At 36.6% G+C, this 25,682-nt stretch carries 25 protein-coding genes; 16 read left to right on the top strand and 9 right to left on the bottom strand.

From position 1 onward, the window contains the following. Window positions 1–230: 230 nt before the first annotated feature. Window positions 231–914 (bottom strand): DUF1129 family protein, encoded by a 684-nt coding sequence (locus MUA40_RS10235; protein WP_126496504.1) that lies wholly within the window; start codon window positions 912–914, stop codon window positions 231–233. 97 nt (window positions 915–1,011) lie between these two features. Between MUA40_RS10235 and MUA40_RS10230 the strand changes: the two genes are divergently transcribed. The 4 genes from MUA40_RS10230 to MUA40_RS10215 all read left to right on the top strand — a co-directional run bounded on the left by MUA40_RS10230 (window position 1,012) and on the right by MUA40_RS10215 (window position 3,122). Continuing rightward, window positions 1,012–1,467: a GNAT family N-acetyltransferase gene (locus MUA40_RS10230; RefSeq protein WP_016424434.1), complete on the top strand. Its 456-nt coding sequence runs from the start codon at window positions 1,012–1,014 to the stop codon at window positions 1,465–1,467. A 184-nt stretch (window positions 1,468–1,651) separates the two neighbouring features. Further along, entirely contained in the window at window positions 1,652–2,032 is a 381-nt protein-coding gene (locus tag MUA40_RS10225) for an SA0632 family lipoprotein (protein ID WP_016424435.1), read from the top strand. A 128-nt stretch (window positions 2,033–2,160) separates the two neighbouring features. Further along, window positions 2,161–2,460, top strand: coding sequence for a hypothetical protein (locus MUA40_RS10220; protein ID WP_016424436.1), 300 nt, complete (start codon window positions 2,161–2,163; stop codon window positions 2,458–2,460). A gap of 86 nt (window positions 2,461–2,546) precedes the next feature. After that, entirely contained in the window at window positions 2,547–3,122 is a 576-nt protein-coding gene (locus tag MUA40_RS10215; RefSeq protein ID WP_016424437.1) for a GNAT family N-acetyltransferase, read from the top strand. A 122-nt stretch (window positions 3,123–3,244) separates the two neighbouring features. On the opposite strand, the gene MUA40_RS10210 is transcribed toward MUA40_RS10215, so the two are convergent. The 4 genes from MUA40_RS10210 to MUA40_RS10195 all read right to left on the bottom strand — a co-directional run bounded on the left by MUA40_RS10210 (window position 3,245) and on the right by MUA40_RS10195 (window position 6,191). Next, complete coding sequence (locus MUA40_RS10210) at window positions 3,245–3,811, bottom strand: LOG family protein (RefSeq protein ID WP_037559190.1); 567 nt, start codon at window positions 3,809–3,811, stop codon at window positions 3,245–3,247. A 168-nt stretch (window positions 3,812–3,979) separates the two neighbouring features. After that, window positions 3,980–4,429 carry a YaiI/YqxD family protein gene (locus MUA40_RS10205; RefSeq protein WP_016424439.1) on the bottom strand — a complete coding sequence of 150 codons (450 nt, stop codon included), beginning with the start codon at window positions 4,427–4,429 and terminating at the stop codon, window positions 3,980–3,982. Between the two features lie 3 nt (window positions 4,430–4,432). Further along, on the bottom strand, window positions 4,433–5,149 hold the full coding sequence (locus tag MUA40_RS10200; RefSeq protein ID WP_167732943.1) for a hypothetical protein: 717 nt from the start codon (window positions 5,147–5,149) through the stop codon (window positions 4,433–4,435). A gap of 190 nt (window positions 5,150–5,339) precedes the next feature. Beyond that, a complete protein-coding gene (locus tag MUA40_RS10195; protein WP_262569548.1) occupies window positions 5,340–6,191 on the bottom strand; it encodes an undecaprenyl-diphosphate phosphatase in 852 nt (283 codons plus the stop codon). 365 nt (window positions 6,192–6,556) lie between these two features. Between MUA40_RS10195 and MUA40_RS10190 the strand changes: the two genes are divergently transcribed. Together MUA40_RS10190 and cydC are read left to right on the top strand one after the other, a co-directional pair. After that, window positions 6,557–8,191, top strand: a complete 1,635-nt coding sequence (locus MUA40_RS10190; RefSeq protein ID WP_126496506.1) for an ABC transporter ATP-binding protein/permease — start codon at window positions 6,557–6,559, stop codon at window positions 8,189–8,191. After that, entirely contained in the window at window positions 8,192–9,880 is a 1,689-nt protein-coding gene (gene cydC, locus MUA40_RS10185; RefSeq protein ID WP_016424443.1) for a thiol reductant ABC exporter subunit CydC, read from the top strand. Window positions 9,881–10,263: 383 nt separating this feature from the next. On the opposite strand, the gene mgrA is transcribed toward cydC, so the two are convergent. After that, complete coding sequence (mgrA, locus tag MUA40_RS10180) at window positions 10,264–10,701, bottom strand: global transcriptional regulator MgrA (protein WP_016424444.1); 438 nt, start codon at window positions 10,699–10,701, stop codon at window positions 10,264–10,266. Between the two features lie 225 nt (window positions 10,702–10,926). Between mgrA and MUA40_RS10175 the strand changes: the two genes are divergently transcribed. The 4 genes from MUA40_RS10175 (at window position 10,927) to mdh (ending at window position 14,467) form a co-directional block, all read left to right on the top strand. Next, window positions 10,927–11,919 carry a CobW family GTP-binding protein gene (locus MUA40_RS10175; RefSeq protein ID WP_167732944.1) on the top strand — a complete coding sequence of 331 codons (993 nt, stop codon included), beginning with the start codon at window positions 10,927–10,929 and terminating at the stop codon, window positions 11,917–11,919. A 26-nt stretch (window positions 11,920–11,945) separates the two neighbouring features. Beyond that, complete coding sequence (locus MUA40_RS10170) at window positions 11,946–12,854, top strand: aldo/keto reductase (RefSeq protein ID WP_016424446.1); 909 nt, start codon at window positions 11,946–11,948, stop codon at window positions 12,852–12,854. Between the two features lie 80 nt (window positions 12,855–12,934). Beyond that, entirely contained in the window at window positions 12,935–13,216 is a 282-nt protein-coding gene (locus MUA40_RS10165; protein WP_016424447.1) for a hypothetical protein, read from the top strand. 291 nt (window positions 13,217–13,507) lie between these two features. After that, on the top strand, window positions 13,508–14,467 hold the full coding sequence (mdh, locus tag MUA40_RS10160; protein WP_187364092.1) for a malate dehydrogenase: 960 nt from the start codon (window positions 13,508–13,510) through the stop codon (window positions 14,465–14,467). Between the two features lie 558 nt (window positions 14,468–15,025). Here mdh and MUA40_RS10155 read toward each other — a convergent pair. From MUA40_RS10155 to MUA40_RS10145, 3 genes are read right to left on the bottom strand one after another with little or no spacing between them, the layout of a single operon-like run. Next, a complete protein-coding gene (locus MUA40_RS10155) occupies window positions 15,026–15,739 on the bottom strand; it encodes a CPBP family intramembrane glutamic endopeptidase (RefSeq protein WP_262569547.1) in 714 nt (237 codons plus the stop codon). A gap of 35 nt (window positions 15,740–15,774) precedes the next feature. Continuing rightward, the gene (locus MUA40_RS10150; RefSeq protein ID WP_016424450.1) at window positions 15,775–16,047 is read right to left on the bottom strand and encodes a hypothetical protein; all 273 of its coding nucleotides are present in this window, start codon (window positions 16,045–16,047) and stop codon (window positions 15,775–15,777) included. Further along, window positions 16,044–16,661: a DUF1361 domain-containing protein gene (locus MUA40_RS10145; RefSeq protein ID WP_016424451.1), complete on the bottom strand. Its 618-nt coding sequence runs from the start codon at window positions 16,659–16,661 to the stop codon at window positions 16,044–16,046. Before MUA40_RS10145 ends, MUA40_RS10150 begins: the two co-directional genes overlap by 4 nt. Window positions 16,662–17,065: 404 nt before the next feature. Between MUA40_RS10145 and norA the strand changes: the two genes are divergently transcribed. From norA to MUA40_RS10115, 6 genes are all read left to right on the top strand, one after another. Beyond that, window positions 17,066–18,229: a multidrug efflux MFS transporter NorA gene (norA, locus tag MUA40_RS10140; protein ID WP_016424452.1), complete on the top strand. Its 1,164-nt coding sequence runs from the start codon at window positions 17,066–17,068 to the stop codon at window positions 18,227–18,229. A gap of 254 nt (window positions 18,230–18,483) precedes the next feature. Continuing rightward, the gene (locus MUA40_RS10135; RefSeq protein WP_126496147.1) at window positions 18,484–20,808 is read left to right on the top strand and encodes a CDP-glycerol glycerophosphotransferase family protein; all 2,325 of its coding nucleotides are present in this window, start codon (window positions 18,484–18,486) and stop codon (window positions 20,806–20,808) included. Between the two features lie 23 nt (window positions 20,809–20,831). Beyond that, on the top strand, window positions 20,832–21,311 hold the full coding sequence (ybaK, locus tag MUA40_RS10130; protein ID WP_016424454.1) for a Cys-tRNA(Pro) deacylase: 480 nt from the start codon (window positions 20,832–20,834) through the stop codon (window positions 21,309–21,311). 152 nt (window positions 21,312–21,463) lie between these two features. Then, on the top strand, window positions 21,464–22,219 hold the full coding sequence (locus MUA40_RS10125; protein WP_016424455.1) for a DeoR/GlpR family DNA-binding transcription regulator: 756 nt from the start codon (window positions 21,464–21,466) through the stop codon (window positions 22,217–22,219). After that, window positions 22,216–23,139, top strand: coding sequence for a 1-phosphofructokinase (gene pfkB, locus MUA40_RS10120; protein ID WP_016424456.1), 924 nt, complete (start codon window positions 22,216–22,218; stop codon window positions 23,137–23,139). The genes MUA40_RS10125 and pfkB overlap by 4 nt, the downstream gene beginning before the upstream one ends. Window position 23,140: 1 nt before the next feature. After that, window positions 23,141–25,042, top strand: coding sequence for a PTS fructose transporter subunit IIABC (locus tag MUA40_RS10115; protein ID WP_262569544.1), 1,902 nt, complete (start codon window positions 23,141–23,143; stop codon window positions 25,040–25,042). Window positions 25,043–25,682 lie beyond the last annotated feature (640 nt).

The raw sequence follows: 25,682 nt of genomic DNA, 5'->3' as shown, positions 1-25,682 counted from the left end.
ACAACTGAGGAGATAAATAGGGCTTCATTTGCGAAGTGATTTAAATAGTAACTAAAAAACGAGGCTAGGATATGCTCCTAGCCCCTTTTTTAATCATTTAAGCACAAATTAAGGGTGCGAAGAAGTTTTATTTTTTACGCCTGCCTTCAAGCACCTTAGTACTTTTGAAGATTCATATGTAATATAAGAAAGCGTCGTCGCTTTACTTTGGACGGTGGCCGTGCTTAACTTTAGCGCCATGAAGGTCCGGTCTGTTTCTGTTTGTGATTCTGTAAATAAGCACCTACAGGCACAATAATGAGTGATGCCACAATAAAAGCCCAATTGCTGATATGAATATAAGGACCAAACTGTAAAAAGTTTTGTGGGAAGAAGAAAACAATAAAAATAATCACCACTAAAGCGATTAAAACTATGTAACCTAAAAGCCAGGCAATTCGGGAATAGCTAAAAGCTTGCAGCTGTACCATTTTAAAGCAAGCCCAAACAAACAAAAATGTAATAAAAATACCTAAAATAAAAGTGAACGGGAAAGTATAAAGATAAATTCGGGTATCATTGATAAAGAAGCCTAAAAAACCTTTTAAAAAGCAAAAGAGGCCTAATAAAAAAATAATATGTTGGAAAATATAACGAAATATATTGATAAATGTATGGTTGGGTAACTCTTTAATCGTTTGGATTGCATGTTTTTTGGGATCATGATTAAAAAAATCCATCGCATGCATCCCTTTATTTTCAGCATTAAGCAAATGCGTCAAAATACGTTGTAGAACAATTTCTGAGTCATGTGCATTGACCCGCATATCTGCGCGTACATATGTCATATAGCTTTCAAATATTTGACGGTCTGTATTATTTAAGCGCAATGACTTAACATTATTTTCTTTCATGAGTTCGTTAGTTGTCTTCATTGGTCATGCACCTCCCTTTATTCGGTTCAACATTAAACTGTCACTATTATGACGATTTTATAGAAATAAATCAATACTTAAGAGAGAGGAATCCCTTATGTTTTTACTGAAACCAGAAAATCACCATTATATACATCAAGTGGCATCAATACATGTACAAATGTTGTATGAACAGCGTCATAGCAATAAAAAGACTGTGAGTCAGATGGAAATTGCATTATACGAAGAAATGATTGAACGTCGGTTGCGCTATACACAAGACTGGCTAGGTGTGATGAGGGAAGACGACGATAGAGTTCAAGCGTATGGATGGGCGCATTTTGATGGTACTTCTCAAACAGTGACGATTGAATCTCTTTATGTAACACCTGCTTATCGTAAACAAGGCTATGCAGAGCAATTCAAACAAGAAATTGAGCAGTGGGCAATCAAACGAGGGGCACATCAGTTGATTGGCAAAGTGGATAAGAATAATGAAGCTATGATAGCATTGAACCAAAAGTTAGGTTATCAAGTCGAAAAGTATACGATGGTTAAAAATCTTGAGCATTAAGACGTTAGGGAAGTGCGAATCGAGCTGTTTTCGAAGATAGTCTCTATTTTTGTAATAAGGAAAGGCTAAAGAAGTTAAGAGTGAATTCAGATTTTTTATCACGATGCGCATAGCCTCGTTATGCTAGAAGTGTAAAACCATGATAGAATAAAAGAGAAGTATTTTTTGATATGGGAGAAAGAAAATGAAAAAATGGCTAATTATACTTGTGACACTCACATTTGTTTTGTCTGGTTGTGGGAAGAGTGAAAAGGATAAACTGCAAAATGAAATTCAATCGCTAGAAAAAGAGCAAAAAACACTCCAACAAGAAAATGAGAAGTTAAAAAAGCAAGGTGATGATTTAGATCATCAAATTAAAAATGTAGAAAAATCTATTGATGAAGGTAAATCAACGGATACAGAAAAGAAAAAAGATAAACCGCAAGAAAAAGAAAAAAACCATCAAAAAGCCAATCATACAAAAGAACCAACAAGCGCTAATGAAAAGGCGTCTACACATAAAAAGACGAATGAAGTGCATAAAGAACAAGCAACTTCAGATTCAAACGACAAGCAACATTAACCACACGCAAATTATAAAGGCGCGTAATGGAAAGCCTTCACTCATTGACTACATCTCAAGCGTTTGATGTTAAAATGGAGAGGGTATTAAAAACACATATATGAACGTACAGAAAAGAGGGATTGCACATGTATGAAAAGGAATTTGAGTTATTAGAAGGTCGCGACATGTCTTTAATTGAACTCGGACGTGAGCTTGAAAATATTACAGGTTATTCAATTATAGATGCAACAGGTGAGTTGAAACGTGTAATTGCATTAAAACCAAATTTTGATCATGATTGGGAAACGTATGTCGCAACATATCGTTTGAACCATAAAAATGATTTTGTTGATGCGACATTTACAACAAGTAAAGGTCAAAATCCAAATCGCATAAAAGAAGTACCCGTTAAAATCCAACTGATTAGCTACATTTCAAAGGCATAATGGATATGGCATCACTTTTGCAGCTCTATGGCTATTGTAGCTATAGAGTCTATTTTTTATGAGCTGTTACAATGGGGGGATCATCAATGACAGTATATATAGAGACAGCACGACTAAAGCTAAGAGATTGGCAAGAGGAAGATTTACTACCTTTGCAACAATTAAATGCAAATCGCCAAGTCAGACAATATTTTCCGAGCCTGTTAAGCTATGAAAAATCAAGACTTGATTTTGAAGCGATGAAAACTTATCTTTCTAAAAATGAAGTCGGTTTATTTGCGGTTGAATTGAAAGCGACAAAAGAGTGGATTGGTTTTATTGGTGTGAATTACATACCTAAAACGAGCGACTATCCATTTGATAATTTACCTTTTTATGAAATTGGTTGGCGTTTATCACCAGAAGTGTGGGACAACGGAATTGCCACTGAAGGGGCGGAAGCGGTTTTAAATTATATTAAACAGCGAGGAGTATCCGAGGTATATGCCATCGCTGCACGCATTAATCGTCCTTCTATTCGTGTAATGGAGAAAATCGGAATGTCTTTTTATGATGAATTTGAAAAAAGAGAGCTAAGCCCGCATCATGTCTTAAAACAACAAGTTAGATACCACAAACCGCTTTATGATGACGTGGCAGAGGCGCATAAAAAGTCGTCGTAATTAAATAGAAGAAATGTCCAAAAATGGTGAAATGAAAAAAGGGAGTGGCATCAATCCCTAACAAGGGTTTTATTATACCAACTCCCTTATATGGCGTAACACGCTATCTCGAATGATTGGGATTAATCATATGTCCGTGTTGAGATAGGTTTTGCATTTTTAAGGCCTTCTAATAAACTTTCAGGCGTTTCATAAAGGCGTGCGAGATGCGTATATTTTTCATCAATAAATCCTTCTTTAATCATATGTTCAATTAAATTTTGAAGCGGATTAAAAAATTGTTTCGTATTATAAATACCAATTGGTTTTTGATGTAACCCAATTTGTGCCCAACTATAAATTTCAAAGAATTCTTCTAAAGAACCTGCACCGCCAGGAGCCATCACAAAAGCATCAGCTAAATCAGACATTTTTTGTTTTCGCTCATGCATCGAATCTACTAAGATTAATTCTGATACTTTTTGGCTTGTGATTTCTCGTTCATCTAGAAACTTAGGCATAACACCTATCACGCGTCCGCCATAATCTAAGACACCTTCTTGTATGGCGCCCATGATACCAACAGAACCTGCCCCAAAAACTAACTCAATTTGATGTTCTGCGAGGTACTTTCCTAGAGCGTATGCTTCTTTCACATATGTATCATCGTGACCTTTGCTTGCACCACAAAAAACAGCAATTCTTTTAATCATATTGCCTCCTCCTTAATATTGATGAATCTATTTGAGTATCATCTTCCAATGACCCGGTTTAGGTGACACATAATACGTAAAACTTGAATTAAAGGCGTCTACGCAATCGCGTCACCTTTTTTAATCACTGATTTTAAATAAAAAATTATGAAATCAGGTCATCTGTTACTGTTGTGTCTCAATTAATTTTAACAATTGTGATTCAAAAGATAAACGTTGATCTTGATTAAAAGCTTTTGGCCCTTTGGGATAACGTTTTGATTTTCGACGTTCTTGTTGATGATAATAACGTTGTGTGAGCAAACGTTCTATATTTTGAGCCGTATATAAATGTCCTGTATGATGCAAAACATATTTGACTTTATTTAAAAGTAAGCTCGCTAAACCATAGTCTTGTGTGACAACAATATCGCCGGGTTGAGCATATTGAAGAATCATAAAGTCAACGGCATCTCGACCTCCATCGACATATTTCACTTCAACGTGTTCGGGAAATGATTGAACAGAAAAATGGTCGTATGTGCGAAAGAGATATACAAAGATGCCTGTCTCAGACGTCAAACGAATAATCGAATCTACGACTGGACAAGCATCACCATCTATCAATATACGCATTGATTAATCCTGCTTGTTACGTGCATTTTGAGATGTGTCATTTAACTGTTCATCTTTTTGGAAGGATTTCATATTTGCTTTCAATGCTTTTTCACGTGCTGTTATATTCTTTTCTTCTTCTTTACGCAGTGCTTCTTGATGTTTTTTTAATTTTTTATTCATTTTTTCGATTTCTTTTTTATTTTGTTGCTCGATTTTATCGCCACGCTGCTTTGTTTTCAAATCTATGCTTCCAGGTGTATGACCGACTTTTTCTTCATACTTTTGCATTTTTTCCATATTTTTAACTAAGTTTTTTTGACGTTGCGCTAACGCTTTATCTTCTTCTTTATGGCGTTTTGAAATTTGTTTGTCTAATTTCTTTGAAAGTTTATCGATTTCTTTGCGATTTTCTTTCGCTAGCGCTTCACCACGCGCGCGTACATTTTCAGGGCGCATATAGCGTTGTTTTTCCGCTTCTTTTTTCATCGCTTTATTATAATCATGACGTTGTTTTTTAGTTTGAACACGATTTTTTAAATGGCTAGAACCAGAGACGACAGAGTCTTTAACATACCCAGCAGCATGTCCTGCTTTATGTGCTACTTTTTGAGAGGTATGCACGGTCGTTTGCGTCACTTTTTGTACATCTGGATGAGACTTGAACTTTTTACGTTCAACAATGAGTGGGACGAGAAAGACAGGTAAGATGTTTATAATTGTTTTGATCGTTTTGTTCATGAACGTTGCCTCCATTTGTGAGTATACTTATGTGTTATTACCCTTTCGCGCTTGGAAATAAACGCTTAAAGGTCGAGGTGAAAAAGCGTATGTAAAAGAGGGCGCCTTTAATCTTTAAGTCAACTGCTAGAGATTAAAGTACGCCCTCAATTTGACCCATCACTGAGATGATGATTGTGCGTGCCCCTTTTTATAAGATACCGTAGTAAACGACTGCGATAACGACGACGAGCACAATTCGATAAATAGCGAAAGGTAGTAACTTCACGTTTTGAATCAATTTTAAGAAAAGTTTAATTGAAATAAAACCAAAGATAAATGCAGCTAAAAAGCCTAAAATGTAAAACGGGATATGCGCAAATTGAATATAATTATAATGCTTTACGATGGATAAACCACTTGCCGCAAGCATAATAGGCACAGCCATCATAAAAGTGAAATCTGAGGATGATTTGTGGTCTAACTTCATCAAGACCCCTGTAGAAATTGTTGATCCTGAACGAGAGAAACCCGGCCACATCGCAATAGCTTGAGAAAGTCCGATAACAAAAGCTTGGAAATAGTTAATCTCATCAACAGTTTTTGGATTTCGAACGTTGCGACTATACTTATCAGCTAAAATCATATAAATTGCGCCAAGGAAAAGGCCAATGAGAACAGTTGGTACACTGAATAAATACTTTTCAATTAAATCATCAAATAAAAATCCTAGTATACCAGCAGGAATCATACCGACAATAATATGTGATAATTTCAAACGTCGTGGCTTAGAACGTCGACCTTCTTGACGTTCAGGTGCATACTTACCAATATGTAACATTTCGAAATATTTATGTCGGAATACCCATGCTGCAGCAAAAATGGAACCTAGCTGTATGACAACCTTAAATGTAAAAGCAGATTGTGAGCCTAAAAATTCAGTCGACTTGAGCCACATATCATCGACGAGAATCATATGCCCAGTGGAAGAAACAGGTGCAAACTCTGTGAGACCTTCCACAATACCGAGAATGATTGCTTTGATCAATTCAAAAAATAACATACAAGTACCCTCTATTCATTTTTGTTTATTTGTTAATATAATATAGCATATGATAGCACAAGAACCCCTCACATGTCTTTAGTTAACCTATATTCTAGGACCAAAGTATGAAATCAAACTTAGATAACATGAAGAGATATCTAAAAGAGGACGTTATCCTATCTTAGTAAAAATAATTAAGTCTTGATATCAAAAGGTTGATGATATTCGAAAATCTGTCACATCTTCGAAACGAGTTCAGGCGCATTGATTCAGCGTACGAACATCATGAAAATCGATTGAAAATACCAATTTAATTTTTAGCTTTCTGCCTTATAAACAATGTAAAATAGAAAAATAACGCATCCAAAATGGAGGCACGAAAAATGAAACAATTGCATTCATGGGCAAAGAAATTTTACTTATATCCATTATTAATGGCGGTTGTCTGCTTAGCTTTAGCAATCACAGTCGTGACACAAAATATTACGATCGGTGTGATATTAGACCGTCTACTTACAAATAAATCCACCCACTGGTTACCGATAGTGACACTTTTAGCAGTGGCACTTTTAATGAGAGCAAGCTTAGATTATTTGAATTCGTGGTTAGGTGAAAAACTTGCGCATCGTGTTCGGGCGACGATTCGACACCGTTTATTGAAACAAGTGAATCAACAAGCCGTTGGTGAAAGATTAACAATGGCTACTGAGACACTATCCGATATGCTACCGTTCTATCGAAATTATCTACCTCAAGTTTTTAAATCTACGTTTATTCCATTTGTCATTATTGTTGTCATGTTTAAAATCCATATTCCTGCAGCACTGATTATGTTAGTGACTGCACCTTTTATTCCAGTCTTTTACATTGTGTTTGGATTGAAAACACGAGATGACGCCAAAGACCAAATGACTTTTTTAAACCATTTCAGTCAACGTTTTCTCAACTTGACTAAAGGATTAGTCACTTTAAAATTATTTAATCGTTCAGAACAAGCGGTGGAGACTGTTTCACAAGAGAGTACACAATTCCGTGACAAGACGATGGTCATTTTAAGAAGTGCTTTTCTTTCAGGATTGATGCTTGAATTTATCAGTATGCTAGGCATTGGACTGGTCGCTTTAGAAGTAGGGTTAAGTTTGATTGTCTTTAAATCTATTCATTTCTACACAGCAGCTATTGCGTTAATTATGGCACCTGAATTTTATAATGCGATTAAAGATTTGGGACAAGCATTTCATACCGGAAAAGAGAGTGAAGGCGCAAGTGATATTATTCATGAGGCGCTCGATAATAAATTGCCGAGACAAAAGTTACCTGTGATAGATACCACACAGACCTCTCTCATCCAAGTTCGAGAGCTGTCATTTCGTTATGAAGGTATGGCGAATGAGGTTCTGAGTGATATTCAATTTGATATTAATAAAGGGGACAAAATTGCGCTTGTAGGCCCTAGTGGTGCTGGAAAATCAACATTGATTCAAATCTTACTTGGAGAATTGGCGCCACAAAAAGGATATGTTTCCTATCAAAACGCCCACCTTAAGATCGGTTATTTATCGCAAAATCCATATATTTTTAATGCAACGATTGCTGAAAACGTAAGTGTATTTAACACAGTTCCGCGTGAAAAAATAATGACTGTTCTGCAAGCGGTCAACTTGTGGGATAAAATCAATGCTTTACATGACGGCATTGATACCCTGATTGGAGAGGGTGGTGAGATGATGTCAGGAGGAGAAATGCGTCGAATAGAATTGGCACGTCTTTTGTTAATGCAGCCAGACTTTGTTGTTTTAGATGAGCCTGTTGCTGGATTAGACCGCGCAACTGAACAGTTGATTCAACAAACGTTGGATGCCTATTTTAATGAGACGACGCGTTTGACGATTGCACACAGACAACAAACGATAGCACATGCGAACCGTCGAATTTATTTACAAGACGGAAAGGTACGCTCTGATGATACCCAAATTCAAATTGATTTCAAAGCGGATCAACAGGATGGTGATGTTTAAATGAATCAATACAATCAAAAATTAAACCGAACCATTAATATTAAATGGAACAAAGATATATTAATGGCCATCTTTATAGGTGTTGTAGGGAGTGCGGTTGCTTTAGGCATGTTTTTCTTAAGTGGCTATATGATTACACAAAGTGCGCTAGGTGCGCCTCTCTTTGCATTAATGGGACTCATTGTTACAGTGAAATTATTCGGTTTTACTCGTGCAATTACACGTTATTATGAGAGACTACGTTCTCATCGGGCCACATTTACGATGTTGCGAGATGTACGTGTACAACTCTACCGCGCTTTAATTCCAATCGTACCGGATGTATTTCGTAAATTTCGTTCAAGTGACTTATTAGGTCGTATGGTGACACAAGTGGAATCTTTGCAAAATGTGTATTTACGTGTCTATTATCCGCCTATTGTGATAGGAATAACGACTTTATTAACAGCGGGGGTCCTATTTTATTTTTCATGGACACATGCGGTATTAATCCTATTCACGATGGTGTTAACGCTGTTGGTTTTGCCTTGGCTGCAAGCACAACAAGCTAAGCAAGTTCAGACGACTGTTAATCAATCTCAACAACAATTTATGCATGAGTATCATGACAGAATTTTAGGACATAATGAACTGCGACGCTTCAATAGTTCTGAAAAATATGAGACTAAGCTTTCCAAAAGCGAAACCCACTTTAATTCAGCAGAACATCATTCACAACTCGGACATTTAAAGTATGCGTATGTGAGAAATATTATAAGTATGGTTGCACTCTTGGTCAGTATCATCCTAATTATTGTGATGGTCGAAAAGCAATATGTGGACGTTGTTTATGCGACAAGTATTATTTTAATGATTCTGACATTACTTGAACAAGCAGTGCCAATGAGTCAAGTGGCTTATTATAAGAGTGAGACAGAACTTGCGCAACAAAGTTTATCAGAAGTGATGCGCGAACAAGGTAGTGAAAAGGGGCACCAAAATTTAAATATTGCAGACATTGAGAACGGCGAACCAATGTTCAATTTGACAGATGTGTCACTACGTTATGAACATCAACAAAGACCCATTTTATCTCATTTGAACTTAACGATTCATCAAGGTGAGTATGTGGCGATTGTTGGAGAATCAGGTGCAGGAAAATCAACGCTATTATATCTTTTGATGGGCTTGTACGAGACAACAGAAGGTCAAATAACGATCAATCAGATGCCTATAGGCCAACTCGATACGTCGCATTTTCATGCGCAAATCAATACCTTGTTACAACAACCGCACTTTTTCGATGGTACAGTGTATGATAATTTATTGACCCAAGCGTCAGAGACAGAATGTCGTAAAGTGTTAGATCAATTGCAGTTAGCGCATATTCCATTAGAACGACCGATTACGATGACGAAAACGGCGCTTTCTGGTGGAGAATTTCAACGATTAGCTATTGCACGTATGCTGCTTCGTCGACAACCAGTTTGGATCGTTGATGAGCCAACCACTGCGTTAGATATCGAAAATTCAAAATTGGTCATGCAACAGCTTCATCAACAAGCGCAAACGTTGATTGTCGCGACACATGATATGGAATATTTAAAAGGTTTTGATCGTGTGATTGTTATGCAAGAAGGAAAAGTGGTAGGAGATATGTCCCCAGAATCATTTTTGACGCAATATGTTCATCACCCCATTGAACTATAAACCATATGTGTTGAAGCGATAGCCTAATGATAGATGAGATGTGCAATGTAGAGTAGAAAAAGGCAAAATAAAAAAAGTGCGTGAATGCAAAGTCGTTTATGCATTCAACGCGCTTTCAGTCGTTGATAAAGTATGTATAGATAAACCAAGGTGGTCAATATCAAATACCTCATTTTTTTGATATGATTTCAACCTGTTAGGATTTTATGAAAAGTAACAGGTTGAAAAGTCAATACTACGATTTCCCCAGTATGATTTCGTAAATATTGATTCGGTCCCCAAAAATCAAAGTCTATCTATAGCAATACACTGTCATATTTGAAACTTAGAATAACTGATTTTATCACCCATTAAATAGAACACACTTCAAGAACTGTTAATTATTATTTCTTTTCTTCAAATGCAGTAATTACTTTTTCAAGTAATCGATTGAGCTCCTTAACCTCATCAGTTGTTAATGATGAAGCTTCAGTAACAAGTTGTGATGCATTTGCGAGCTCTGGTTGCATATCTTTGCTTTTTTCAGTTAAATGTACAAACACTTCACGTTGGTCAATTTCAGAACGTTCTCTTTTAATGAGATTAATTTGTTCCATACGCTTTAATAATGGTGATACTGTACCCGTATCAAGCGCTAAGTCTGTTACAACTTTCTTTACATTAACAGGAGAATGGTCCCATAAAATTTCTAATACTAAAAATTGTGGATACGTGAGATTGTATTTTTTGAAAATTTTGTTTGAATAATAACGATTAACTTGTCTTTGTGCGTTATACAAACTAAAACATACTTGCTCTTTCAAGTTTAAATGGTCAGACATAATTAGTTCTCCTCCAGACATTCTATTCGTTTTCTCTCTCTATCACGAATGGGAACCCGTCCATAATCGAGTGGATTTAAGCCGTTCTCACTTAAATCTATGCTATCCTTAAAATATAGCATGCGGTAATTTTAGAAGATAAAGCGTACTTTATCAAGTTAAAAGTCAGACATACACATATATTATAACAGATTTGTAGATTTATTAAGAGAAAGGATTAAATTTATGCTTAAAAATAAAACGCGTCTTACAATCGTTAATGGGTTTTTAGGAAGTGGCAAAACCACATTCTTAAATCATTATATGACGCAAATATTAAAAAAAGATGAGAAAGTCGCACTCATTGTAAATGAATTTGTAGATTTTGATGTGGATAGTCGAATTTTAAAGGATTACAACGTCAAAAAATCCATATTGCAAGGCTGCATTTGCTGTGATTTACAACATGATTTAATTGCAGTTTTATATCAACTGAGTCAACAAGAAAACAATGTTGATCATATTATTATTGAAGCGACAGGGATTGCAAATCCGATTGATGTTTTGATAGCTTGCCAAGACCCACTTATTGCGCAAGCCTTCGAAAATCCAGAAGCGATTTGTATTGTAGATAGTTCAAGATTTTTATCTCGACAAAACTATTCGAAACAAACGCTTGATTTATTAGAAGACCAAGTTCGGGCGAGTCAAACGATTGTTATTAATAAGGTTGATTTATTAACAAATGACAGCGACTTAAAGGAAATTGTAGAAGCGATTGAAACCATTGCTCCCAAAAGTCGTGTGTTAATTTCAGACCATGGACAAGTGCAACAAACTGTCATTGAAAACACAGGCGCTGAGTATACGTTACCTGAGCATGCACATCGTCACGGACATCATGCGCACCATAATCATGAACATCACCATGATGGTAATCATCATCACGACCATCATCATGCGCATTATACAAGTCTAAAATATACTTTTAGTTCAGCAATTTCACAAGCGCAGTTGGTGCAGTTTATCCTAAAATTACCTGAAAATGTGTTACGCTTAAAAGGTTACGTTAGACTTCGAGAAAGTCCGAATGAAATGTATTTAATTCAATATGCTCAAGGTTTGCCTACGATTGAAAGTGTTGGAGATGTAGATTTTCCATCATCAGTCGTTTTGATTGGGGAGCAATTAGATGAAGCCAGACTCAGAAATAATTTGGATGTGCTACAATTTAGCTAATATGGATCAATCAAGAGGTGTTATTTATGGAGAAGATTGCAATTAATCAACATGTACACTATTCAAGAATTATTCAAGGATTTTATCGTGCAGATCAGTGGGGAATGACACCACAAGAAATGAATCGCTTTATTCATGAATTGGTTGAGCGAGGTGTCACAACCATGGACCATGCAGATATTTATGGCCATTATACTGTAGAAGGGATGTTCGGCAAGGCGCTTGCGTTATCTCCTGCGCTTAGAGATCAACTGCAGATTGTGACAAAGTGTGGGATTGTCCAGCCAAACACGATTCACCCTCATCAAACCGCACATCGATATGATCTTAGTAAAATACATATTAAGCGTGCAGTAGAGCGGTCTTTAAAAGAACTTCAAGTTGATTACTTAGATAGTTTACTCATTCACCGACCTTCACCACTGATGCAGCCTTGTGAAATTACAGATGCTGTGAAAGATTTGGTCGATGAAGGTAAAATTCGTTCGTTTGGTGTATCTAATTTTAAACGCGCACAATATGAATTGCTTAATCGATGTTTGAAAGACGATAAATTTCATATTGCAGTGAATCAAATTGAAATTTCTCCACATCAATTGATCGCTTTTCAAGATGGCACGATTGATGATATGCAACGCGAAAACGTCAAATTAATGGCTTGGAGTCCTTTTGCTGGTGGTGCACTATTTCAAAATGACGATCAAAAAGGACAACGTGTTATGAAGGAACTTAAACGGATTGCACAAGCACATCACACAACTGTTGAAGCCGTTGTTTCGGCTTGGTTTAAAAAGCATCCTGCTCAGATTATGCCGATTATAGGGACGCAACAGTTAGAGCGACTTGATCGTGTAATCCAAGGGCTTGATATTGAATTATATGACCAAGAATGGTTTGATATATTTACTGCGGCACAAGGTTATGATATTCCATAATTTGTCACAACTTGTCGGTGCATCATATTTAAAAACATTGTAAAATCGGATTATTATGAATTGAAGTTAGGGGCAGTCTTATGACAGAAGAAGAAAAAATTAAACGTAGTCGTTTTAAACGCAACGTCATCGCTATACCTTATATTATTTTTGCACTCATCGTTGCATTTTTATTTATCTTTTCACCTGATACGGTTTGGTTAGTGACAGTTTTTGGTATTTTTATGGTTTATAACGTCATCGCGATGTTCATCGCATTCTTATTTAAATACGGTCGTACAGCATTGTATTTATTAATGATGACCGTGTTAATGATTGGCGCATTTTCGTTATACTTATATATGTTTTTCAAATATCACTAATGTAAAGAATGGCACTTTTATCATCAGCTTATTGAAAAAGACTGATGTAAAAGTGCTGTTTTTTTGATAAGGACGCAATGTTTATGACCTAAAGTAACGAGAATTTGATAAGTATCGAATCGCTTTTGCGTCAAACGAAGTATCGCATTTGGACTTTATGATAGGGAGGCGTTTTTTGTGTCTATCGATTTGTGAATGGAAGATAAAAAAAGATGCAAATGATTTTACTCTAAAAATGAAAAAAAGCAACTCGAGGGTGTTATAATAAAGACGATGATATACAAGGGGGTAGTGAACATGAAACGTAAAAAAGTTTCTATCATTGGATCAGGTCATACAGGGGCAACATTAGCATTTATTATTGCGATGCATGGTCATGCAGATGTCTTACTTGTAGACCGAGAAAAAAATGAATCGGTGATGAAAGGGAAAGCCTTAGATATGCAACAAAGCGGTGCAATTTTAGGGTTTAATGTACATGTGCATGCAACTGTGGACTATGCAGAAACTAAAGATTCTGATGTTGTTGTAATTACAGCTGGCTTGCCAAGACAACCGGGGATGAGTCGAGACGATTTAGTTCAAACGAATGAAGAAATTATGGTCGAGGTCACTCAAAAAGTAGTTAAATATTCGCCAAACTGTACAATTATCGTATTAACTAATCCTGTTGATGCGATGACTTACACCGTTTATCGCACGTCCGGCTTTCCTAGTGAAAGAGTGATGGGTCAATCAGGCGTTTTAGATACAGCGAGATTTAATACTTTTGTAGCTGAAGCGCTCAACGTCGCAGTGAAAGATGTGACAGGGCTTGTTTTAGGTGGACATGGAGATACTATGGTCCCTTTAATTCGTCACAGCCAAGTGAACGGCGTGTTATTAACTGAACTTATGCCACAAGAACAAATAGACGCTATTGTTGAAAGAACAAGAAAAGGTGGCGCAGAAATTGTAAAACTATTAGGCAACGGCTCTGCATATTATGCACCTGCTGCAGCAGTATATGAAATGGTTCTTGCTATTTTAGAAGATCAGAAGCGGGTACTTCCAACAATTGCATACTGCCAAGGGGAATATCAATTAAATGATATTTATATTGGTGTACCTGCCATCTTAGGTGCGAATGGTGTAGAACGCATTATCGAATTAGAACTGAATGAAGACGAACAGCAACAATTAGCACATTCGGTTGAAGCGGTTGAATCCGTTAAAGCCTCATTAAAAACAACGTCATCACAATCACATTAAATCGACGTATAAAAAATAGATTAAGTTTGGGCTAGTGCCATTTTAGAAGATGACTCGATTTTTAAATTTGTATAGACATTTTTAAAAATTGAGTCATCTTTTATGTGAAAAACAAAATATTGAATGACACTGTGATTTTATAACAAAGGAGCCTGGGACATAAATACCAAAATAAATAGCTCGAAGATGATTTTGATAAAAATCGTCTTCGAGCTTCCTTTTTATTATCATGCTTCGTATTATATAGGATCGCTTTCCGAGGGGACAGCCTCAGCCTGTAGTCTTCGGCTCGTCCTGTTCCCTCAGGAGTCTCGCTATAAATACTTCGCTTATATATGTAATCATTCACCATTATACTTAAAAAAAATAAGGCACTTTCGTATAATTTAATTCATCACAACAAAAACTAAATTAATGAGGTGCCTAAGGAAATTAGTCGCATCTAGTGCGGCTAAACTGATGATAAAAGGAAAACATACGAGATTTTTCGTTTTTTACGAAAACCTCGGATTTCATCGATTATTGAGACAATTTTGTCTCAGGCTCGTATCGATTACACTATGCGTGAAGCTGAATCACCATAATGATAAACGCCATAAAGTTGTTAAACATGTGCATCATAATTGAAACTGCAATATTGCATCCACTTTTGATGTAAGTATAGACAAATAAAATTCCTAATAATAGATATGGGAAAATTTCAAATGGAGATTGTGCCGCTTGCATATGTAAAAGTGCAAAAACGACAGCGGAAATGATTCCCATTATTACATATCCAAATTTTTTTCCGAGTTCCCCAATTAACACATGTCGAAATAGTAACTCTTCCGTAATAGGAGATAAAATAACAATGCTTAAAAACGCAAGCGGTAACCATTTAGGGTCATTGAAAAAAATCATCAAGCTCTCTTGATTACCTGTTTCCTTAAATTTCCATTGTTCTGGTAAAAATTTAAAAAGGTACGTTATGAGCCCATTGGCAAAAATATAAAGGAAATAAGCACCAATCATTGTACCAACATACTTTCGAGACGCTTTAAAAGCATGGATTATTTTTTCTTTCCAATGATGTAGATGGGACCAAATTAAATATCCAATCACCGTTAATGCAGTGATAACCCCGATAAAGATAAATAATAAACCTACTGGGAAAATATGCAATGGAACTAACAATAAGTGAAACAAATTTGCTAAGATGACTTGAACTAAAATATAAATCACAAATGCCCATAGGTCTCGCCAGGCAACAGGATGATTTGAAGATGCGCGCATAAGATGACCTCCATATATGAACTATGATGATACTATTAAACCACAAAAATGATTAAATACAATGCAACAAACTCTAAAAACGTCAAAATATAACTATACTTTAGTAATAATTTTGTTTTAAATGCGACATCCCAATCTTTATGAAAACGTTCGTAATAGAATAACTGTATTAAAAACAACGCGATACCGAACGGAAATGAAAAGACAATAAGACATACATACCATGGCCAATTCATTTGAGAATAGAGTATAGCAATGATTGCTTGTATCAATACGATGGCAATGACAAAAATAAAGAGCATATTCATGATTGACTACGCACCCCTTTCACAAATATTAATAAGAGTGCTTGTAAGCCAACGATTAACGAAATGAAAATCATGGCAGGGGTATCAATGGCTTTTAACGTTGACCATATGACAGAAAATGGATGGTTAATGACGTGTACACTATGGAAGCGTAAAAAACGACCTACATAAATACCGACGCCATTTAAAATCATCATGCCAAGCAGGACTAAAACCCTAAACCACTTCGATGTTATCATATGATAAAGTTCTAATGCGATTAATACATAACAGTATGCCGCAAACATGACGGAAGCTGTCAATAAAGCAAAATTGGTCCACTCTATGAGATTAAGACCTGATAGAAAATCAAAGCCAAAATGATTAAGATGTATCAAATCTGTCACCATATAAAAGGTATTAGGTAACATTAAAATAAACACTGTTAAAAACACTAAAAATAATGGCCATTCAAACCAGCGTTTTGGAAGAAAGAGTTTAAGCAAAAATACAAGCTCTAAAGGAATGTAGGCAAGTGTAATATTCAGTGCTATAAATTTATATTGTGTAGGTGAAAAAAGTGAGATGATGAATAAGACAATATAAAATAAACGTGTAATATAACGTGCTTTCATTATCAAGCCTCCTTCTATGTGATGCGCAAATAAGGATAACTTGTTATGAAAAAGGATTCAAATATTTTATAAGATCAGAACAAAAAAATATACATATAATTAAATTTGTTACTCATTGAAATAGGGTAAATGAAGGGTATGGAAGAAATTAGGAGTAGCCTAAAGCCTGATGTTATAAGGGCATATTGTGTATCGTGATTAAATAGAGCGCCTTCAATTATAAGCCGATGAGATGAGAAGTTTTGTAAAGTGGACTATCTATTTTGTAAAGACAAAAATAAACGCTCAAATTTTATTTTAAATAGATATTTTAAATGGTTTGATTTGAGTTTTTGTTCTTTATTTTGTTAAGTCGTTGTTATATAATGTTTTAATATTTTGAATACATTGAGGGAGGGAAGTGTATGAATAAACAGTTTATTATTTTATACTTAAATATTTTTCTAGTATTTCTAGGAATTGGTCTCGTAATTCCAGTACTTCCTATCTATTTAAAGGATTTAGGGTTAACTGGTTCTGATCTCGGAATACTTGTTGCTGTTTTTGCGCTTGCACAAATGATTATTTCACCTTTCGGAGGTGCATTAGCTGACCGTTTAGGTAAAAAATTAATTATTTGTATTGGGCTTGTGCTGTTTAGTGTTTCTGAATTTTTATTTGCAGCGAGCCATACATTTTCATATTTAATCCTTTCTCGCGTATTAGGTGGTTTGAGTGCAGGAATGGTTATGCCAGGTGTGACCGGTTTGATTGCAGATTTATCACCCTCAAAAGATAAAGCGCGTAACTTTGGATATATGTCAGCGATTATATCAGCAGGCTACATTCTCGGTCCCGGCGCCGGCGGTTTCTTTGCCGAAATCTCACATCGTATGCCGTTTGTTGTGGCCGGGGCACTTGGTGCATTAGCTTTTGTCGGAACGGTCATCTACGTCCACTCTCCAAAAAAACAAACGACACAAGGTTTTCATCAGTTTGATAACGCCGAACTAGGAAAAATTAATTATAAAGTATTTATTACGCCCGCCATACTGACGTTAATCCTTGCATTTGGTTTATCTGCATTTGAAACGTTATTCCCGCTATATACAGCAGATAAAATTAATTTCAAACCGGTAGATATTTCAATTGCCATTACAGGTGGGGGCATCTTGGGAGCCATCTTCCAAGTGTTCTTGTTTGATAAAATGATGCGTTATTTTAGTGAATTGAAATTTATTGCTTATGCTTTGATCTATTCAATGATTATTTTAGTATTAATGATTTATGCACATACGTATTGGCATGTCATGTTATTATGTTTTGTTGTCTTTATTGGCTTTGATTTAATTCGCCCAGCCCTTACCAATTATTTTTCAAATATAGCAGGACATCGTCAAGGATTTGCAGGAGGACTGAATTCGACATTTACAAGTATGGGGAACTTTATTGGACCATTAATTGCAGGAACGCTTTACGATATCGATATTGAATATCCGTTATTAATGTCCATCGCTTTTATGATATTAGGTTGCGTCGTCATTGTCATTGAAAACCAGTTTAGAGCGAAATATCAAAAAAGCAAGTAATGATTGCTTTGCTTAAAATCAAAACATGCGCCCATGTGGGTGAATGATGAAATGACACCTCGTTGATAGAAATATGGGTTGAATGGCTGTAAAATAAGCCACCCATCTTAATTCTATGAGCGAGGTTTTATTCTTGAATACATAAAATGATAGTGGAAAGTGAGAAAGTGCAGGCTAATGTTTTCAGCCGAAAAGGCAAAGCATTCGTGATATAATAGGAGAAATTGAAAAGTAAAATTAGGAGCGAATTCGATATGCATATTAAAATATTGGGTTATCATATTTTTCAAAAAGGAGGCACAACAAGAAGTAATTTAAATTTGATTCAGTCGTTGTGCCAAGCAGGTCATCAAGTGACTTACGTCAACTATATGGGTGTGAGAAAACAACGATTAAAGTCACTGATAGCAGAAGAAGGTGGGCAACTAAAAAATGTGAAATTCCAATCGTTTCTTGGTGCAAATTCTATTGCGCACGCAGATTTATTGATCATCACACGAGAAGACTTTTTTAAATTTGCACGCGAAGTGAAGCAGCTTTCACCTGAAACAGTGATACTCGGTGAAATTCACAGTCCGTTAGCTTATATTTCACCGCATATGGACTTGGCGTTAGAAGCGGTCGATGCAGTACGTGTAAGTACAGAAGCCATTGCACGAGCATTCGAACAACGCTATGATTATCCGTACGTGTTTCCGATGTATGTCAATACAAGTCATCTAAAAATAGCGAAAGCCCCTACAGCTACGACTTATAATTTATTAATTAAAGCACGTTTTGAAGACGAAATTAAAGATATTTCTTATGCATTAAAAATGATGCGTTATTTCATACACGAACGTCACCAATCACAGATTCATTTGTATCTTCAAGGCTATGGGCCTTCACTTGAACTTTATGAGAATTTAGTACGCTATTATCGTTTAGAAAGCAATGTTCATATCAATGAAGCAGAACCAGAATCTTATATTTATTTTTCATCTTCGCCCTATGAAACATTGGGCTATTCTATACTAGAAGCCATCGCACAAGGGCATCGTGTATGCCTTTATCCTGGAGATGATCAGGTGTTGAGAGCTATTTACACACCTTTTCATGCTGTGCACTGGCTTCAAAAAGATTTAAAATCAGACGCCGATACGTTGATGCAAGCTTTTAGTGCGCAGTACACGGATGAAGAGAGACAAGAAGATATTGAGGTTTTAAAACAACAATTTATCCGTATTAATGATACAAATGCGCTCATTGCTAAAACGATGGAAATCGCACAACAGCATCAAGTGAACCAAGCTGAGATTCAGCCCCCAAAAATAAAAGCGAGATATCAATTTGCTCAGGAAATGGCGAAAAGATTTGCAATCCAGACAAAACAAAATTTAGAGTCCTCATCTAAAGGACCGCTACGTAAAGGTTCTCGCGTTTATAATAAAGTTCGCCAAGCTATTTTTAAAGTCGAAGGACGTGTGAAACAACGCCAAATTCATCAACGTCAAGTCTCTAAAAAACACGTCTTTGTTGAATCTTTTCATGGCAAAAACTTTTCAGGGGATCCTAAATACATTGCCTGTGCACTTAAAAGATTAGATCCAGAATTAGAAATTTACGTAAGTGCTGCAGATCCGTTAGTTGAATTGGAGATTAGAGCTTTCGGCATGACACCGATACGATTTGGTACACGTTCATATATGCGTGCTTTTGAGAAAAGTGCCTACGTTATAATTAATGGGAATTTATGGGATCGATTAGTGAAACATCCACAGCAATGTGTTGTTCAAACATGGCATGGTTTTCCGTTAAAACGGATGGTGAATGACTTAATGGATGAGCAAGAACGTCAAAAGCAAGCGCTGCAATTTGCCCCGCGTATGAAAAAATGGGATGTTTTGCTTTCATCTTCACCACGTTATGAACAATACATTCAATCTGCCTTCCAATTAAAGACGCATCCAAATTTAAAAATATTGCGTGAAGGCGCACCGAGAAATAGTGATTTGATGCGCTATCAAGACGATGTGGAGAGAAGATCAACAATCCAAGAAAAGTATATGTTTACTAAGAATGAAGAGAAGCGATATATTTTATTTTGTCCTACATGGCGAAAAGATACACGTCAATCCGTCTCGACACTTGATATTGTGTCATTGATAGAAGGGCTGCCTGATCAGTATGAAATGATTGTTAAACTGCATCCGAACGAGGGGCATTTACGTGAAGTGTATGATCGATTACATCCAAGAATTCATTGTTTCTTCAATGAATTGGTTGATATTCAAGAGTTGTATTTAATTTCAGATGTCTTAATAACAGATTATTCGTCAGCAATTTTTGATTATGCACACTTAGATCGACCTATACTTATCCTTGAGGAAGATACGACGCGTTATCAACAAGATATCGGTTTTTACTTTGATATTGAGCAATTTACAAACATTCAAAAAGTAGGTCAAAACATCGAACAAATTCAGCACATGATTTTACAAAATAAACATGTCGATCATCAAAAAATGACAAACGAACTTATGACCTATGATCAAATCGAGAGCGATAATAAAGTGGCACAGTTTATCTTAGAACAATAGTAAGACTTGAAAGAAGGGATATCATGGCAAAGCAAAAGAAAACAAATGCGATGCGCATGTTAGATCAAGCGAAAGTAGAATATGAGATACGTACTTTTCCTGTGAGTGATGCACATATTGAAGGGCATGAAGTTGCTGCTTTAATTCAAGCAGAGACAGATACGGTATATAAAATACTCGTACTTGAAAATGATGACCATGCCCATTTTGTGTTCGTTATTCCAGTTAATGCACACTTAGATATGAAAGCAGCAGCGGCTGCCGTCAATGAGAAAAAGTTGCATCTTATGCCTTTAGATGATTTGAAGAAAGTAACAGGTTATATCCGCGGTGGATGTTCACCTATAGGGATGAAGACACATTTTCCAACGACGATTCATACGGCAGTTTTAGCTTGTGAAACTGTATTTGTGAGTGCAGGTCAAAGAGGTGTACAAATGGGAATTGCACCAGAAGACTTAATTCGAATGAGTCAAGCACAGACAGTTGATGTAATCCAGTAAGTGAAATGACACATTTTGGTTGTTTTTGATTGAAAAATGACTAAAATGTGTCTTTTTTATTTATTATATGGTTGTTATTGGTTAGTTTTGATTGAAAACGATTGATTTTTGAAAACGGATACACTATAATGAAGGCGAATTGAGGTGGGAAGATGTTAACTGAGAAAAGACATGAAATGATACTCGACGCATTAGCACAACATAACTTTTTGTCATTACAACATCTCGTCGAATATACAGAGTCAAGTGCCTCGACGATTCGAAGGGATTTATCTCGGCTACAAGAAGAGGGCAAGTTAACACGTGTGCATGGTGGCGCAAAATTAATTAATAATCCTAAAGAGCCAGAACTTTACGAAAAAAGAACACAGCATATTGAAGAAAAAGTGGCCATTGCTAAAAAGGCGGCCCAACTCGTTAATGAGGGAGATTGCATATATCTCGACGCTGGCTCGACGACGTTAGAGATGATTCCTTATCTGAGTGCGAAAGAGATTACCGTTGTGACAAATGGTTTATCTCATGTTGAAGGCCTACTCAAACAAGGTATCCCAACTAAATTGATTGGCGGAGATGTGAAAGGAAATACGTTGGCTGTTGTAGGCGGTCGAGCTGTTGATTTTCTAAAGCATTATCGCTTTAACAAGGTGTTTCTTGGTGTGAACGGGATTGATATTGAGGCAGGCTTTACAACACCTGATGAACGAGAAGCGATTGTTAAAGAAACGGCCGTGTCACAGGCGCAACAAGCTTATGTACTCGCAGATACTTCCAAATTCAATGAACAATTTTTAGCGACGATTCATACACAAGAGCGACCCATTATCATCACTTCAGAAAAAGTGAAAAGTATCAATGGTTATGCACAATATGATTCACATTTTGAAATTTTAGGAGGGCAATTATGATTTACACAGTGACGTTTAATCCATCCATCGATTATGTCATGTTTGTAGATAATTTTGAAACGGGCGGACTGAACCGTACGACAGACACTGCTAAATTTGCAGGAGGTAAAGGGATTAACGTTTCCCGTGTCTTACAAACATTAGATACGCCATCCACGGCTCTCGGTTTTGTAGGTGGATTTCCTGGGCAATTTATCGAAGACACATTAAAAACAGCGGGTATTCAAACTGCATTTACCCACGTCAATGAAGATACACGTATTAACATTAAGTTAAAAAGTGGTGACGAGACGGAAATTAATGCTGCCGGTCCGCATATTACTGATGCACAAGTCGAAGCGTTATTTGAACAACTTCGTAAAACAACTGCAGACGATGTAATTATTGTTGCCGGAAGTGTACCGAACTGTTTGACTGGAAGTATTTATTCCGACATTGCAAAAATCACGCAACAAACAGGAGCACAATTGGTTGTAGATGCTGAAAAATCATTAATTGAAGGGATATTACCTTATCGCCCACGCTTTATTAAGCCGAATCAACATGAACTAGAGCAGATGTTTAATGTCGCAATTAAGACTGATCAAGAAGTACTTAAGTATGCACGTCAATTAGTTACAAAAGGTGCACAGGCCGTTATCGTGTCTCTAGGTGGTGCAGGCGCGATTTATGTTGATGAGAAGGAAGCCTATCGGATTCAAGCACCACAAGGTCAAGTGATTAATACAGTCGGTTCAGGTGATAGTACAGTGGCAGGCATGGTTGCAGGATTAACTCAAAAATTAACAGTTCCAGAAGCATTGAAACTCGCGATTGCTTCGGGCTCTGCAACGGCGTTTAATCATGATCTAGCAGAATATGACAAAATCCAAGAACTGAGAGCACGAGTGACAATCCAACCATTATACGAGGAGGGGTAACATGAGAATTACAGAGTTACTCACTAAAGAAACGATTGCTATGGATCTTTCTGCGACAACAAAAGATACAGCAATCGATGAACTTGCACAGCAATTAAATCAAGCAGGAAAATTAAGCCATCTAGAAGATTTCAAAAAAGCCATCCACGCACGGGAACAACAAAGTTCAACAGGAATTGGTGAAGGGATTGCAATTCCACATGCAAAAGTAGCAGCTGTAAAACAACCTGCGATTGCATTTGGTAAGTCAAAAGCAGGGATTGACTATGACAGTTTAGATATGCAACCCGCACATCTCTTCTTTATGATTGCGGCACCTGCTTCAGGGGCACAAACACACTTAGATGCATTAGCGAAACTCTCAGGTATTTTGATGGACGAAAAAGTGAGAGAAGCACTTTTAAATGCAGAGACGCAGGAAGATGTATTAGCAATTATTAATCGTGCAGATGATGAAGCAACAGATGAAGACAGTGCTGAAGACGCACAACCTATTGTCGATCAAGATCAACCTTATGTATTGGCGGTTACTGCTTGCCCAACAGGTATTGCGCACACTTTTATGGCAAGGGATGCATTGAAAAAACAAGCTGAAGAAATGGGCGTTAATATTAAAGTAGAAACAAATGGTGCAGGTGGAATCAAAAACAAATTGACTTCAGAGGATATTGAACGCGCTAACGGGATTATTGTGGCAGCGGATGTGCATGTTGAAACAAACCGTTTTGATGGAAAAAATGTTGTTCAAGTACCTGTTGCTGATGGTATCAAGCGCCCAGAAGCTTTAATCAACAGTGCTTTAGATACATCAAGAAAACCTTTTGTAGCTGCCTCTGGACAGCAAACTGAAGAAAGTAATGAAAAATTAGGTGTCGGTAAAACAATCTACAAACACTTGATGAACGGTGTTTCTAACATGTTACCACTCGTTATAGCAGGTGGTATTTTAATGGCGATTGTGTTTATGATTCATCCAGATGCATTTGACCCGAATAGTAGTCATTACAACGCTTTTGCAGCAACGTTATGGCAGATTGGGAACAAAAGTGCATTTGCATTAATTATTCCTATTTTAGCAGGTTATATTGCACGAAGCATTGCTGATAAACCTGGTTTTGCCGCAGGTCTTGTTGGTGGGATGCTCGCTATTTCAGGTGGTTCAGGATTTTTAGGTGGTATTATAGCTGGTTTCTTAGCTGGTTACATCACTGAAGGGATTAAAAAATTAACAAGAAACTTACCTCAAATGTTAGAAGGTTTAAAACCAACATTGATTTATCCAATATTTTCTGGATTCTTGACAGGGATATTGATGATTTATGTTTTCAATACGCCGGCCGCATGGTTAAATAACGGCTTAGTCAATGGATTAGATCATTTATCAGGCAGTAATATCGTATTGCTTGGTGTTGTTATCGGTGCGATGATGGCCATCGATATGGGCGGACCTTTCAATAAAGCCGCATATGTATTTAGTACTGCTGCATTAACAGCGGGTAATACAGCACCAATTTCTGCAGCAATGATCGGCGGTATGGTGCCACCTATCGCAATCGCGCTTGCAATGTTAATTTTCCGCTCAAAATTTACAAAAGAGCAACGTGGTTCTATTATCCCGAATTTTGTAATGGGTGCAAGCTTTATCACTGAAGGTGCAATTCCGTTTGCTGCAGCTGACCCATTGCGTGTCATTCCTTCCATGATGATTGGTTCAGGCGTAGCGGGTGGACTTGCCCTATTGTTTGGTGCATCTATTAACGCGCCACATGGTGGATTGGTCGTTATTATCGGGACTGATCCAAGTCATGCATTTTTAACAATTGTTGCCATTTTGATTGGTGCTATTGTAAGTGCGGTCATTTATGGATTGTTGAAAAAGGCTCCAACAAAACCTACTATTTAAAAAATAAGATGATTATTAATAGTAAGGTGATGAGATCATTTACAAAAGCCGATAAGAATGGAAAGTAAAGTGATAGATTTAAAGCGTTTCGGTCATCAATACTAAATTAAATAGCGTTAAGATGGTTTTAATAGAAAATCGTCTTAACGCTTCTTTTTATGATAAAAACTTCGTATTGTATGACTTCGCTTTCCGAGGGGACAGCCTCAGCCTGTAGTCTTCGGCCCGTCCTGTTCCCTCAGGAGTCTCGTCATCCATACTTCGTTTATGCATATAATTATTCACTATTATAGTTAAGAACAAGTCGCTTTTGCTTAGTCTAGTCAGCTTTGCATAGGCAATACAACGAAATCTTTGTTGCACATGTGACTTCAGCCCCTAAGCAAGCGAGTTCATGAAGACAAATTAATCCAATATTTTATGTCCCGAACGCTCTGTTTTATACAGAAACAGATTGCTTTTAAATAATGTGATGAACTAAGAATGGCTGAGTGAAAAAGATGTGCGTGTTATATTGGAAATCCTACTAAAGTACGATAGTTTCATAGTATTATTTCACTAAAAGTTATGGTATGATAAAATTAATATTTTTATGTCTGGAGGTAGCTCAATGGGAAGGATTTAGGCATGAACACGCTGT

It is taken from the genome of Staphylococcus schleiferi, from assembly GCF_025558325.1.
In the GTDB taxonomy this organism is placed as follows: Bacteria; Bacillota; Bacilli; order Staphylococcales; family Staphylococcaceae; genus Staphylococcus; species Staphylococcus schleiferi.
Note: the sequence above shows the minus strand (reverse complement) of the source record. Positions and strands in the feature narration are given on the sequence as shown.

Bases quoted from the DNA above. Each gene is read 5' to 3' on its own strand.
- MUA40_RS10235 (WP_126496504.1), bottom strand. From the start codon at position 914: ATGAAGACAACTAACGAACTCATGAAAGAAAATAATGTTAAGTCATTG.
- MUA40_RS10230 (WP_016424434.1), top strand. From the start codon at position 1,012: ATGTTTTTACTGAAACCAGAAAATCACCATTATATACATCAAGTGGCA.
- MUA40_RS10225 (WP_016424435.1), top strand. From the start codon at position 1,652: ATGAAAAAATGGCTAATTATACTTGTGACACTCACATTTGTTTTGTCT.
- MUA40_RS10220 (WP_016424436.1), top strand. From the start codon at position 2,161: ATGTATGAAAAGGAATTTGAGTTATTAGAAGGTCGCGACATGTCTTTA.
- MUA40_RS10215 (WP_016424437.1), top strand. From the start codon at position 2,547: ATGACAGTATATATAGAGACAGCACGACTAAAGCTAAGAGATTGGCAA.
- MUA40_RS10205 (WP_016424439.1), bottom strand. From the start codon at position 4,429: ATGCGTATATTGATAGATGGTGATGCTTGTCCAGTCGTAGATTCGATT.
- MUA40_RS10200 (WP_167732943.1), bottom strand. From the start codon at position 5,149: ATGAACAAAACGATCAAAACAATTATAAACATCTTACCTGTCTTTCTC.
- MUA40_RS10195 (WP_262569548.1), bottom strand. From the start codon at position 6,191: ATGTTATTTTTTGAATTGATCAAAGCAATCATTCTCGGTATTGTGGAA.
- MUA40_RS10190 (WP_126496506.1), top strand. From the start codon at position 6,557: ATGAAACAATTGCATTCATGGGCAAAGAAATTTTACTTATATCCATTA.
- cydC (WP_016424443.1), top strand. From the start codon at position 8,192: ATGAATCAATACAATCAAAAATTAAACCGAACCATTAATATTAAATGG.
- mgrA (WP_016424444.1), bottom strand. From the start codon at position 10,701: ATGTCTGACCATTTAAACTTGAAAGAGCAAGTATGTTTTAGTTTGTAT.
- MUA40_RS10175 (WP_167732944.1), top strand. From the start codon at position 10,927: ATGCTTAAAAATAAAACGCGTCTTACAATCGTTAATGGGTTTTTAGGA.
- MUA40_RS10170 (WP_016424446.1), top strand. From the start codon at position 11,946: ATGGAGAAGATTGCAATTAATCAACATGTACACTATTCAAGAATTATT.
- MUA40_RS10165 (WP_016424447.1), top strand. From the start codon at position 12,935: ATGACAGAAGAAGAAAAAATTAAACGTAGTCGTTTTAAACGCAACGTC.
- MUA40_RS10155 (WP_262569547.1), bottom strand. From the start codon at position 15,739: ATGCGCGCATCTTCAAATCATCCTGTTGCCTGGCGAGACCTATGGGCA.
- MUA40_RS10150 (WP_016424450.1), bottom strand. From the start codon at position 16,047: ATGAATATGCTCTTTATTTTTGTCATTGCCATCGTATTGATACAAGCA.
- MUA40_RS10145 (WP_016424451.1), bottom strand. From the start codon at position 16,661: ATGAAAGCACGTTATATTACACGTTTATTTTATATTGTCTTATTCATC.
- norA (WP_016424452.1), top strand. From the start codon at position 17,066: ATGAATAAACAGTTTATTATTTTATACTTAAATATTTTTCTAGTATTT.
- MUA40_RS10135 (WP_126496147.1), top strand. From the start codon at position 18,484: ATGCATATTAAAATATTGGGTTATCATATTTTTCAAAAAGGAGGCACA.
- ybaK (WP_016424454.1), top strand. From the start codon at position 20,832: ATGGCAAAGCAAAAGAAAACAAATGCGATGCGCATGTTAGATCAAGCG.
- MUA40_RS10125 (WP_016424455.1), top strand. From the start codon at position 21,464: ATGTTAACTGAGAAAAGACATGAAATGATACTCGACGCATTAGCACAA.
- pfkB (WP_016424456.1), top strand. From the start codon at position 22,216: ATGATTTACACAGTGACGTTTAATCCATCCATCGATTATGTCATGTTT.
- MUA40_RS10115 (WP_262569544.1), top strand. From the start codon at position 23,141: ATGAGAATTACAGAGTTACTCACTAAAGAAACGATTGCTATGGATCTT.